General features: G+C 58.8%; 14 protein-coding genes. 6 read left to right on the forward strand and 8 right to left on the reverse strand.

Going from position 1 to position 12,013, the window contains the following annotated elements; translation table 11 throughout:
• The first annotated feature begins 1 nt into the window (after nt 1).
• Nucleotides 2–1,102 carry an anhydro-N-acetylmuramic acid kinase gene (locus tag ACZ5Q2_RS01320; RefSeq protein WP_061333559.1) on the forward strand — a complete coding sequence of 367 codons (1,101 nt, stop codon included), beginning with the start codon at nt 2–4 and terminating at the stop codon, nt 1,100–1,102.
• A gap of 4 nt (nt 1,103–1,106) precedes the next feature.
• Here the strand turns inward: ACZ5Q2_RS01320 and erpA are convergent, their stop codons facing one another.
• The 4 genes from erpA to argC all read right to left on the reverse strand — a co-directional run bounded on the left by erpA (nt 1,107) and on the right by argC (nt 3,759).
• Nucleotides 1,107–1,460: an iron-sulfur cluster insertion protein ErpA gene (gene erpA, locus ACZ5Q2_RS01325; RefSeq protein ID WP_061333558.1), complete on the reverse strand. Its 354-nt coding sequence runs from the start codon at nt 1,458–1,460 to the stop codon at nt 1,107–1,109.
• Between the two features lie 61 nt (nt 1,461–1,521).
• Complete coding sequence (locus ACZ5Q2_RS01330) at nt 1,522–1,965, reverse strand: bactofilin family protein (RefSeq protein WP_061333557.1); 444 nt, start codon at nt 1,963–1,965, stop codon at nt 1,522–1,524.
• Between the two features lie 3 nt (nt 1,966–1,968).
• Entirely contained in the window at nt 1,969–2,709 is a 741-nt protein-coding gene (locus ACZ5Q2_RS01335; protein WP_061333556.1) for a DUF6776 family protein, read from the reverse strand.
• 12 nt (nt 2,710–2,721) lie between these two features.
• Nucleotides 2,722–3,759, reverse strand: coding sequence for an N-acetyl-gamma-glutamyl-phosphate reductase (argC, locus tag ACZ5Q2_RS01340; RefSeq protein WP_061333567.1), 1,038 nt, complete (start codon nt 3,757–3,759; stop codon nt 2,722–2,724).
• Between the two features lie 144 nt (nt 3,760–3,903).
• Here argC and ACZ5Q2_RS01345 point away from each other — a divergent pair, with 144 nt between their 5' ends.
• The 5 genes from ACZ5Q2_RS01345 to hemL are packed head-to-tail and all read left to right on the forward strand — an operon-like array spanning nt 3,904 to nt 8,857.
• Nucleotides 3,904–5,679: a chloride channel protein gene (locus ACZ5Q2_RS01345; RefSeq protein WP_061333555.1), complete on the forward strand. Its 1,776-nt coding sequence runs from the start codon at nt 3,904–3,906 to the stop codon at nt 5,677–5,679.
• A 3-nt stretch (nt 5,680–5,682) separates the two neighbouring features.
• On the forward strand, nt 5,683–6,105 hold the full coding sequence (gene hemJ / locus ACZ5Q2_RS01350; RefSeq protein ID WP_061333554.1) for a protoporphyrinogen oxidase HemJ: 423 nt from the start codon (nt 5,683–5,685) through the stop codon (nt 6,103–6,105).
• On the forward strand, nt 6,102–6,908 hold the full coding sequence (gene thiD, locus ACZ5Q2_RS01355) for a bifunctional hydroxymethylpyrimidine kinase/phosphomethylpyrimidine kinase (protein WP_227510290.1): 807 nt from the start codon (nt 6,102–6,104) through the stop codon (nt 6,906–6,908). Before hemJ ends, thiD begins: the two co-directional genes overlap by 4 nt.
• 5 nt (nt 6,909–6,913) lie before the next feature.
• On the forward strand, nt 6,914–7,564 hold the full coding sequence (thiE, locus tag ACZ5Q2_RS01360) for a thiamine phosphate synthase (protein ID WP_227510289.1): 651 nt from the start codon (nt 6,914–6,916) through the stop codon (nt 7,562–7,564).
• A 12-nt stretch (nt 7,565–7,576) separates the two neighbouring features.
• A complete protein-coding gene (gene hemL, locus ACZ5Q2_RS01365; protein ID WP_061333553.1) occupies nt 7,577–8,857 on the forward strand; it encodes a glutamate-1-semialdehyde 2,1-aminomutase in 1,281 nt (426 codons plus the stop codon).
• A gap of 49 nt (nt 8,858–8,906) precedes the next feature.
• Here hemL and ACZ5Q2_RS01370 read toward each other — a convergent pair whose 3' ends face one another.
• The 4 genes from ACZ5Q2_RS01370 to ACZ5Q2_RS01385 form a co-directional block, all read right to left on the reverse strand.
• Nucleotides 8,907–10,229: a tetratricopeptide repeat protein gene (locus ACZ5Q2_RS01370; protein ID WP_061333552.1), complete on the reverse strand. Its 1,323-nt coding sequence runs from the start codon at nt 10,227–10,229 to the stop codon at nt 8,907–8,909.
• Between the two features lie 84 nt (nt 10,230–10,313).
• Nucleotides 10,314–10,712: a hypothetical protein gene (locus tag ACZ5Q2_RS01375; protein WP_061333551.1), complete on the reverse strand. Its 399-nt coding sequence runs from the start codon at nt 10,710–10,712 to the stop codon at nt 10,314–10,316.
• Entirely contained in the window at nt 10,709–11,410 is a 702-nt protein-coding gene (locus tag ACZ5Q2_RS01380) for an anti-sigma factor family protein (protein ID WP_227510288.1), read from the reverse strand. The genes ACZ5Q2_RS01375 and ACZ5Q2_RS01380 overlap by 4 nt, the downstream gene beginning before the upstream one ends.
• A 10-nt stretch (nt 11,411–11,420) precedes the next feature.
• On the reverse strand, nt 11,421–12,008 hold the full coding sequence (locus ACZ5Q2_RS01385) for an RNA polymerase sigma factor (RefSeq protein ID WP_082780644.1): 588 nt from the start codon (nt 12,006–12,008) through the stop codon (nt 11,421–11,423).
• Nucleotides 12,009–12,013 lie beyond the last annotated feature (5 nt).

A 12,013-nucleotide genomic window follows, 5' to 3' on the forward strand; every position in this document is an offset into this window, starting at 1 on the left:
TATGACCTACTGGCTCGGCCTGATGTCAGGCACCAGCATGGACGCGGTTGACGCGGTGCTGGTGTCTTTCACTGGCCGGCATCTGGATATTCATTCCACGCTTTCGCTACCCTACCCTGAACCACTCAGACAAAGGCTCCTGCTGGCCACCCGAAACCAGTCAGACACTGACGAACTCGGTGAATTGGACACACTGGTGGGCCACCACTTTGGTCATACCGCAAAGGAACTGATCCGGCGCTCCGGCCTGAAACTCCGGGATATTCAGGGCATTGGCAGTCACGGGCAAACAGTACGCCACCAACCTGCCGGCCCTGCCCCCTTCTCACTTCAGATTGGCAATGCCGCCTGTATTGCGGAAAGCACCGGACTGACCACGGTCTCGGATTTTCGCAGCAGAGACCTGGCCGCAGGTGGTCAGGGCGCCCCACTGGTTCCGGCCTTCCATCAATGGCTGTTTACCTCGGACGAGCAGGACCGCTGTATTCTGAACCTCGGAGGCATCGCCAATATCACCTGGCTTCCCGCAGCCGGACGAAAACCCGTGGTCGGTTTTGATACCGGCCCGGCAAATGCCTTGCTTGATGCCTGGTGCCTGGACCAGACCGGGCGTCACTATGATGAATCCGGACACCTGGCAAGCGAGGGCGCTGTGCATTCGGAGCTGTTGAGCAGCATGCTTTCCGACGCCTATTTCAGCAAGCCAGCTCCGAAAAGCACCGGCAAGGAGCGCTTCAACCTTGACTGGATCCGTACCCACCTGCAGCGGTTCCCCGATCTGGCTGCAGAAGACGTTCAACGGACCCTCTTACAACTGACGGTGATTACCGTTCTGAAGCAGTTGCCACAAGAGTCCGCCAACATGACGGTTTACGCCTGCGGCGGCGGAACGTTCAACCGGTTAATGATGAATGAACTCAGAGTTGGACTGGGGTCGGTAGCGCTGACCACAACGGCTGATCTGGGGTTGGACCCGCAATGGGTAGAGCCAGTGGCATTTGCCTGGCTGGCCAGACAAACCCTTGAAGGCCAGCCGGGAAACCTGCCTGAGGTAACCGGCGCCAGAGGCCCGCGGGTGTTGGGCGCAATTTACCCGGCTTGAGGCTTCAGATGGAAAACGAACTGCCGCAACCGCAGGTGGAGCTGGCGTTTGGATTCTGAACCACAAACTGTGAACCCTGAAGGCCTTCCTGATAATCAATGGTGGCGCCTACGAGGTATTGGTAGCTCATGGAATCAACCAACAGCTTTACTCCATCCCGCTCTATGACGGTATCGTCGTCTTCCTGATTCTCGTCGAACGAAAATCCGTACTGGAACCCCGAACAACCGCCACCTGTTACGAACACCCGCAGTTTGAGATCAGGATTCTCCTCTTCCTCGATCAACTCGCGAACCTTGGCAACAGCGCTGTCGCTGAAGAACAACGGTGTGGCTATTTGCTGTTGAACTACACTCAAGGTATGCCTCCGGGAGATAAAGCGGTCAGAGGATTATGGTATTCCCGACTAAAACAGTCAACTATTCGGATTTACCCTCACCCTCTGACTCCGCACTTAGCACAGACTCTTTATCGTGAGTCAGCAGGCCGCTGGTTTCATCCTGACGAACCAGATTACCGTTCACGGATGCCCCCATGGCCATCTCGATAAGACGATAGTATACGTTACCGTTAATGGCAGCGTTCTCTGCCAGTTCGAGGTGGCTGGTGGCGCGCACGTCACCGTTCACCTTGCCATTGATAATAATGTGTGGCGCAGTGATATCGCCGGTGATTTCACCCACTTCCGACAGCCGGACCACAGCGTCACTGCCCTCTTCCGCCAGCACCCGACCTTTGATTTTGCCATCCACGTGCAAGCCGCCCGAAAAGCGTACATCACCCTCAATGGTTGTTCTGGATGAAATCAAGGTATCGAAATGGCCAACGGAACGGCGCGGTTTCTGTTTTTTCTTGCCCAGCATGTATCAGCTCCCAGTTAACTGTGCCCAATCAAATGTTCGTTCTGCCTGTGAGGCATTCCGCCCCTGCGCCTGTGCCACCACCTGGATTTCGTAGGGCTCAAAGCCTTGGGGAAGGTTCAAGGTACCCTCTACATCCTGGAAGTACCGAAACCGGAACCTGACCCCCAGATCCTCGATGTCGTCGGACAGATCGCGCAAGGCAATCACTTCTTTCTCACCGTCCAACCGGCCTATGATATTCACGGCCACCTGCCCGGCAATAAAACTGTTGTTATTGCCAACCTGAGTTAGCACCATCTTGAACCGATAGGTGTTATCGCCACGGGCGGACGCCAGCGTAAAGCTGTCAACCTGCAGCCCTTTGCTCGTCTCTGAGGGCGCCATGATATTCCGATAGAACGTCAGGTCTGCCTCCAACTCCGATATTCGGGTTTCGAGCCCAACGATGGTGTTCCTGGCTTCCCGCAGCGCCTGTTCGTCAATCGCCCGCCCGCGCTCAAGATTCACCAGATTCTGCCGCGCGGTGCGGAACTGATCCCGCAGACTGCGCAATTCCTGCGCCAGCTGTTCGTTTGAAGCTTCAGCAGATGAAAACCGGAACCCGCCCTGCGCCATTCCAGCAGCGTAACCTGCGATGGCGGCAACCACGGTAAAAGCCAGCAGGATCATCGTCCGGCGCAGGCGGTAGCCCGGCCGGTGACGGATCACCACATACTCATCGTTCGGTTTGCGGGTATCACTCACCTTGTCTTGCCCTCAAGGAAGAAGTGCCGGAGCTTTCAGGCCCTGGGTTTCGTCAAGACCAAACATGATATTCATGTTCTGCACTGCCTGCCCGGCAGCGCCTTTGACCAGGTTGTCGATGACCGAGGAAACAATCACCACATTGCTCTGCTCCTGGCGATGCAATGCCATCCGGCACTGGTTGCCGCCGCGAACACTGCGGGTTTCCGGGTGACTGCCAAAAGGCATGACATCCACAAATGGCTCGGTCTCGTAGCGCTCTTCGTAGAGGGCCTGGAGCCGATCAAAATCCGCAGGCTCGGACAGCTCCGCGTACAAGGTGGCCTCGATACCCCGAATCATCGGTACCAGGTGCGGCACGAAGGTTACGCCCACCGGACCGGTAGCTGCCAGACTCAGGCCCTGGCGAATTTCCGGCAGGTGCCGATGCCCGGAGGCACCGTATGCCTTGAAGCTTTCACCGATCTCACCATGTAGCATGCCGATGTTGCCCTGGCGACCGGCACCGCTGGCACCGGATTTGGCATCGGCAATCAGCCGGCTGGGGTCTACCAACCCCTGTTCGAGCAAGGGGAGGAAGCCAAGCTGCACCGCCGTAGGATAACAACCAGGGTTGGCGACCAACTGGGCCTGGCGAATCGCGTCACGTGCTACCTCAGGCAGGCCATAAACCGCTTTTTGTGCCCACTCCGGTGTTTCATGGGGCATACCGTACCACTGGGCCCAGACATCCAGGTCTTTCAGGCGGAAATCCGCAGACAGGTCTACCACACGAACGCCGGCGGCCATCAGTTCCGGAACCATGCGCATGGCAACCCCGTGAGGCGTGGCAAAGAACACCAGGTCGCACTGTGCCAGCACCGCCGAATCAGGCTCCGAGAAGGCCAGGTCAAAATGCCCTCGCAGATTAGGGTACATGTCGGCCACCGGCATACCAGCCTCGGAGCGCGAAGTGATGCATTTCACTTCTGCGTCCGGATGAACGGCAAGAATCCGCAACAGCTCAACACCGGTGTACCCGGTTCCCCCAACGATGCCTATTTTAATCACACTCATCTCCAACGTGGTCTGGTCAGAATTCCCGGGTAGTCTACCATGATAATCCAAGGACTTATTGCAGCCTGCAGACCCATGGTTACAATGTTGTCAGAATCCTTCTGAAGGACCCGCCCATCGACCCGGAACCCGGTGCTCATGCGTAACATCAGGCAACAGATCACTGAGAACCTGATCCCCGTTTTCCGGAGGAAACTGTCGGGTGTCGATGCACTGCCACAACTGGCTGTGCTTGGGCTGTTGTCCGGAATTGTCACCGGCGCGGTGATTCTGTTGTTCCGGCTCGCCATTGAATGGCCGCTGGAACATTTCCTGCCCGGTGCGGGCTCAGAGAACTTCGAGCAACTGGATATTCTGACCAGGGGGCTGCTGCCGCTGGCCGGCGCCGTTGGTCTGGGCATTCTGTTGCACAAACTGTCCATTCACGATCGCAAGGTGGGCATCGTCCACATTATGGAGCGCCTGAACTACCATCAGGGCTACATATCGTTCAAAAGCGCCATGGTTCAGTTTGTTGCCGGGGTTACCACCGTAGTATCCGGCCAGTCGGCTGGCCGGGAGGGCCCTGCGGTTCACCTGGGCGCGGCGTTTTCAAGCCTGTTCGGGCAATGGCTGAGGCTGCCTAACAACAGCATACGAACCCTGGTGGCCTGCGGCTGTGCAGCCGCTATCTCGGCGTCTTTCAACACGCCGATTGCCGGCGTGATCTTCGCCATGGAAGTGGTGATGATGGAGTACACCATTGCCGGCTTTACGCCGATTATTCTGGCGGCGGTCAGTGCCGCCATCATTACCCAGATTGTCTACGGCTCGGAGCCAGCCTTCAGCGTGCCCGCACTGACTATGAACTCTCTGCTGGAAATTCCATGGATCCTCGCGATTGCCGTGATCATCGGAATTGCCGCAGCGGCCTTTATCCATCTGGTGGACAACATGGGGCGCCATCACCACCGGCCGGTACTGCTCCGTATCACGGTGGCTGGCCTGCTGATGGTGCCGTTTGCGATCCTGGTTCCGGAAACCATGGGTATTGGTTACGACACGGTCAGCGAAACCATTCACGGCGAGTTGGGGTTCTGGCTGCTGCTTGGCGTGGGCGTGGCAAAACTGGTGATTACCGGGTTGTCTATCGGGCTTGGTATGCCAAGTGGCGTGATCGGCCCAACCATTTTCATGGGGGCGACCCTTGGCGGAGCGATGGGGCTGATCGGCGCCCAGATCTTCCCCGAGCTGGCATCGTCGGTGGGCTTTTACGCCATGCTGGGCATGGGGGCGATGATGGGGGCGGTGCTACAGGCACCGCTGGCCGCTCTGATGGCCTTGATGGAACTGACTCGAAACCCGAACATCATTCTGCCCGGCATGCTGATCATCACCACCGCCAGCCTGGTGACCAGCGAAGCCTTCGGCAAAAAATCCCTGTTCCTGACCATTCTGAAAAACCAGGGCCTGAGTTACCAGAATTCACCAGTGATCCAGGCGTTAAGACGAGTGTCTGTGGGCGCGATCATGGACCGGAGCATTTTGCGCACGGATCGGGAGCTGACTCCGGATGAAGCCCGCAAGGCACTGAAGTCGGAACCCAAATGGTTGCTGGTCGAGGGCAGCAACGGGCCAACCGCTCTGTTACCGGCAGTGGATCTTGCCCGCTACCTTGAAGACACCGAAAAACAGGTTGCCGAAGAAGGCATCGCACCCCCAGACACCGTCGACCTGATGGAAATCCCGGCCAACCGGCGGGATGTGGCCCCAGTGCAATATCAAGCCACCCTGGAAGAGGCCCTGAACGAATTCGACTCGACCCAGGCTGAGGCACTGTACGTACAACGCCATGTAGCCCCGATGATTCAGCGGGTTTATGGTGTCGTGCTTCAATCAGATATCGAAAGCTATTACCAATACCGACGGAGTTGATGGATGTTGTGGGTCAAGGCGTTTCATATCATTTCCCTGGTGTGCTGGTTTGCCGGCATTTTCTATCTGCCCAGACTGTTCGTGTACCATGCAGCCTGTGAGGACCAGCCGGGCCGCGAACGCTTCAAGATCATGGAGCGCAAGCTGTACCGGGGCATAACAACACCTTCAATGATCGCCACGGTGGTCTTTGGAATCTGGTTACTCAGTTACAATGTGTCCGGTTATTTCAGCATGGGCTGGATGCACGCCAAACTGGCTCTGGTCGCGCTGCTGGTCGTCTACCATTTCTATTGCGGCCACCTGGTGAAAGTCTTCCGGGATGACAAGAATACCCGCAGCCACGTGTTCTATCGCTGGTTTAACGAGGTTCCGGTATTCATTCTGTTAGCGGTGGTCATTCTGGCTGTTGTAAAACCCTTTTGAGGAGAGCAACCATTAATAGCTACACCCGCCCCCATGTTCTGGTGCTGTCAGGGCTGGACCCCTCCGGTGGTGCTGGCATTCAGGCCGATATCCAGGCGATTACTTCCCTTGGCGGGCACCCCCTGCCATTGCTGACCTGCCTGACCGTGCAGGACACCAACAACGTGTATGGCGCCGAGCCTGTCAACGCTGAGCTGATCCGGCAACAACTGCAGCGCCTGGCAGCAGATGTGCCCATCCATGCCATCAAGACCGGCGCCCTGGGCAATGCCGATGTGGTCGATGTGCTGGTGGAGTTTCTCGACAGCCAGCCGGAGTTACCGCTGATTGTCGACCCGGTCATCAAGGCAGCTGGCGGCGGCGATCTTGCCGATGAAGCATTGGTTCAAGCCATGAAAACCCGGCTGTTCCCCAGGGCGGAAATGATCACCCCCAATGGCGTTGAACTGGCCCAGTTGGGTGGCAGCGAAGACCCGGACCAGGCCGCGCGAAACCTCATTGACGCCGGCTGTCAATCGGTTCTGGCCACAGGTGGTCACGGCACAGGCATCCACATCATCAACACCCTGTACAACCATGCTCCGGAACCCATGCACTGGGAAGTGGAGCGGGTGGGCGCCAATGAGTTCCACGGCACCGGTTGTACCCTGGCGGCCGCCATCGCGGCCGGGCGCGCCAGCGGGCTATCGGCCAGGGCATCGATCTCCCAGGCGCAGAACTACGTTCATCGCGCCCTTCTGCACGCGCTGAACGTAGGCAAGGGTCAACGGGTTCCCGACCGGGGCATTCTGTGGGAACGCTGAACCGGATGCTAAAACCTGGCCTGTATGCCATTACCGATAACGTACTGACCCCGGCAGATCAGCTGATTGCTGCCGTGGAAGCGGCATTGCAGGGCGGAGCGACACTGGTACAGTACCGCGACAAGGCAGGTACCAGTGCCGAGCGATTGTGCCAGGCAACAGAGCTGAACGCTCTCTGCCGTCAGGCCAACGTCCCCCTGCTGATCAATGATGACCCGGAACTGGCCCTGCGGGTGGGCGCTGCGGGTGTGCACCTGGGCCAGGACGATTGCACCCTGGCCAACGCCCGGCGTGTTCTGGGGCCAGAGGCCATCATCGGCATTACCTGCCACCATCGGTTGGACCTTGCCCGCAACGCCAAGGCGGCAGGGGCCGACTACCTGGCGTTTGGCCGGTTCTACAACTCGGCCACCAAACCCGGTGCACCACCTGCAGAAACGACTGTATTGACGGAAGCCAGAGCGCTGGCGCTTCCGATTACCGCGATTGGCGGCATCACCACCGACAACGCCGAAGCCCTGATCCGTGCCGGCGCAGACCTGATTGCGGTAGTGGGAGGTCTGTTTGGTGGCACTCCGGAGGACATCCGGCACAGAGCGGAAACCTTTACCCGGCTGGTGGCCGGGCATCACCCTCTTTTCTCATCTTCAAACTGACAGGAGCTATCCGTGACTCACTCTGAAACGCTATTCGAACAGGCCCAGAAATACATTCCGGGCGGCGTAAATTCACCGGTGCGGGCCTTCCGCGGTGTTGGCGGTACTCCGGTTTTCTTCAAGCATGCCGAAGGCGCTTATCTGTACGACGAAGATGACCGCCGTTACATCGACTTTATCGGCTCCTGGGGCCCGATGATTCTTGGCCACTCAGACCCGCGCATTAAAGCGGCCCTGCACGCCCAGGTGGATCTGGGTGTGGGCTATGGCGCTCCTACGGCCATCGAAACCGAAATGGCGAAAAAGGTGTGTGAACTGGTGCCCTCCATTGAACTGGTGCGCATGGTCAACTCCGGCACCGAAGCCACCATGAGCGCCATTCGCCTGGCCCGTGGCTACACCGGCCGGGACAAGATTGTAAAGTTTGAGGGTTGCTACCACGGCCACGTGGATTCGCTGCTGGTGAAGGCCGGCTCCGGCGCTCTCACCCTGGGCGTACCCAACTCCCCGGGCATTCCCGCCAGCCTGGCAGAACACACCATTACCCTGAACTACAACGACATCGATCAGGTACGTGAGACCTTCAAGGACATCGGCGATCAGGTGGCAGCTATTATTGTCGAACCTGTTGCCGGCAACATGAACTGCATTCCGCCGGTACCCGGGTTCCTGGAAGGGCTGCGGGAAGTCTGCGATGAACACGGCACGGTGCTGATTTTTGACGAAGTAATGACCGGCTTCCGGGTGTCACTCGGCGGTGCCCAAGGCTTCTACGGCGTTAAGCCGGACCTGACCGCCCTGGGCAAAGTGATCGGTGGCGGCTTGCCGGTGGGTGCTTTTGGCGGCAAGCGGGAAATCATGGAGCACATTTCTCCATTGGGTCCGGTCTACCAGGCCGGCACCCTGAGCGGCAACCCCCTGGCCATGACCGCGGGCCTGACCACCCTGAATGCCATTTCTGAGCCCGGCTTCCATGACAAGCTGACAGAAAAAACCAACAAGGTACGCGACGGACTGAAAGCCGCCGCCGACGAAGCCGGCATCCCACTGACCGTCCAGTCCGCTGGCGCCATGTTCGGCTTTTTCTTCACCGATGAGCCCTCGGTGACCACCTTCGAACAGGTGATGGCGTGCGATGTGGAACGTTTCAAGAAGTTCTTCCAGGGAATGCTGAAAGAAGGCATCTACCTTGCGCCCTCGGCATTCGAAGCGGGCTTTACTACAGCGGCCCTCAGCGATGAAGACATTGAGTTCACCCTGGCAGCCGCACGGAAAGTCATGGCGACCCTGTAACAGGGTCGTCTTGTCAGCTCTGGCCATATCAGGCCAGGGCTGATGGTTTTCAGAACACCCCCTCCAGAGATACCGTGTAGGTGTGACGACGGTAGTCGTACCGGTCAATCCGGCTATCCTGATTCCGGTACAGCCACTGATTACGCACCAGCCACTGCCGACTGATTGCGTACTCTGCCATCAGCCCGAATTCCCGCCGCACATCCCGGCGCCGCTGAGTGATCAGTGTGCCTTGTTCGAACCATTGGTGTGGATCTTCGTAACGACTGTGCCGCACGGCAACCTCCGCCCCTACCGAAAGAGCCGACCCAACCGGATAAATCGCCTCAACGCCCAGTTCATGATGGATCGGGGATACGCTGGCGAAAAACTCGTCCTGTTGAAAGTCTTTACGGTGATTGCGCTGCCAACGATAGAACCCTTCAACAAGTAGCCAATCAAAGTTTTGTTCGGCACGGGCTTCAAACTGGTACCACTGGCCATCATAGGCGGCGTAATCCGGGCCGCCATTCACCTGATCCGCTGACACCGACCATGAACAGCTGGCCAGCCAGTCAGATAACGGGCACACACCAGAGCGGCCGAACAGGCTCAGGCCTATACGGGTTTCCAGTTCATCACTGCCTAGCCAGGCCCGTGATACACCGGCGCGCAGGCCGAGTTCCCACTGGTCAAAGCGACGTACCCCGGCCGCTCGGGCCTGAAGCACAGAGGTGTCGTCCGCCCGGCCGCGAGTATAATCCTGACCATAGATGACACCATCCCAAACCACCCGCCAATCTTCGGTCACCGGCTGGCTCAGAGTGCCCGCCGCCACCAGCTCGGCGTAAAAACTGCCTCTATCGCTCGGCGAGTCGTCGGGAACGCCGGCCACATTACTGTCGTAGCCAAGCCCGGTAGCCAAGTACCCTTGGGCTATCGATTTCATCGAGGACGAGTCGGAGGGGGCGTCTTCGGCCAGTTTGGCCAGTTGCCGCTGTGCCAGCTCACGGATGGTTTCTGGTGCTTCCTGACTTGCGGATTCCTGAAACCAGCGTTCAGCCACGGCCGATCGGCCATCCGCCAAGGCAACCAGGCCAAGATTGTAACGGGCAAGAGCCTGATTCGGCCCTTCCAACAAACGGGAAAAGAGAGCTTCGGCGGCCGGGTAGTCACCGGTTTTATAATAGGTAACCGCCAGGTTGTAGGTCAGTGCCGGGCTGTCGTAACCCAGCGCCTTGGCCGCTTCAAACTGCTGCCGTGCGGCGGGATAGTCGCCCTGTTGAAACTGCTCAATGCCAAGGGCCATGGCCTGCTGCGCGGATTGATCCGGCTCGGCAACAACGACAGCGGAGATGGCCAACAGGCCCACGAAACGAAGGGTCTTGAACAACCGAAAACCTCAGGCTCGACATCAACGAAACCGGCCGGGGCAGCCCCGTTCCGGGCGAGCACTGAGGTTAACACAGATAACAGGTCAGGGCCGTGACGGTGGTGAAGGTAGCTCAGGCCTCAGTTCGTCGAGATCCCGTACGGTTTCAGGCAGACTGTCGCGCCCGATCTCCGGTTTTCCACCCCGACCTTCCCGGGCACGTTCAGAGACAGACTGGCCAAAATCCCGCCCCCGCTCTCTGGCGTCCTCTGCCGTTTCCCTGCCTGGCGCCAAGGTATTACCGCGCTCATGGCGACGCAAGCCAGGCAGCTCCGGCAAGCGTATTTCCCGGGTAACGGCACCGGTCAGATCTTCGCTGTCGTCCACCATTCTCATGGTCACATCAAGGTCGTCAGCCAGCGCCAAAGGGGCGCTCACTACCAGCACGGCCGCCAGCATCAAGCGGGAAGAGCTGGCCCGCCACCAGGATTCACAAAAGCTCATGTTGCAGGCTCCTCGTGATTGGTCCGACTGCTGGAGGCTGCCGGGCCATCATCGCTCGGGTACTGGGGCACCATCGCCCTGAAGACTTTCTGACGGCCGTTCGCATCGAGTTCTGCAATCAACTCGCCGGCGCCGGGAAACAGAATCGTCAGGGGTAATTCCAGCACGTTGTCGCCCTGTACAAGACTTACCTGCCAGCTGACCCGATGCTGACCGGGCAAGCCTGACAACTCTACATGGGGCGGAAGATCCAGTGTCAAGGTGACATCATCCAGGGCTTCACCCGCATTAAAGGCCAGCCGTACCGTCCGTTCCACCGGCACCATCTCTGATGGAGCCGCCTCTTCAGTCAGGTCCGTGGCTGCCACTTCCGGCTCAAGCCCGGGCTTACCTCCCCCCTGGCCGAGCATCAGACCCAGCACCAGTGCGGCCGCAACGGCACCGCCCCAGGCCAGATGAACCTTGCGATTGGAAGCCTGCGCGGGGAGCTGGCCGAACACCCGGTTTTCAAAGCCCGGCGACGGTTCTGGGAGCCTGCAGCGGGAAGCCAGTTCGGACATCAGCGAGCGCTCGAACGCCTCGTGCTGCTGGCACGGAGCACAACTCTCCAGGTGCACGCGCACCACCTGCGACTCATCGGCGGGCAGCTGGCCCCGAACATAGTCGGGCAATTGTGATTGGATTTGCCGACAGGACATAGTTATCACCTCAATGTTCCAGACGCCCGGAATCATCATCCGGTTCCATTGCCAACTGAAGATGCTTCCTCAAGGCAGCCCGACTGCGATGCAGCCGGGATTTGACGGTTCCGATGGGCACGCCCAACACTTCCGCCACATCTTCCTGGCGCCAGCCATCCACATCGTGAAGCAACAGCAGGGTGCGCTGGTCCGGTGACATCTGTTCCAGCGCCCGGTCGAGCATTGGGCCAAGCCGTTCTTTGTTTAGCTCCAGCTCGGGCGACTGATCGTCCGACATCTGGCTGTCGAGCCAATCAGACTGACTATCCGCCTCCATCAATTCGCTCACCGGACGATCGGCCTGGCGCCCCTTCTTTCTGACGGAATCGATGAACTGACGGTACAACACCCGGTTTAACCACGGCCTAAGCTGATCCACGGATTCCAGCTCATCCAGGCGCGGGTAGAGCTTCACCACCACATCCTGCACCAGATCCTCGGCGTCCTGAAGGCTACCGGTTAATCGATAGGCAAAGCTGTGCAACGCCGTCAGGTGCGGCTGCACCAGGCGCTGAAATCGCTTTTGGGCGGATGGGCGAAACGGAAGAATGGCCAAAAAGT

It is taken from the genome of Marinobacter alkaliphilus (assembly GCF_055394375.1).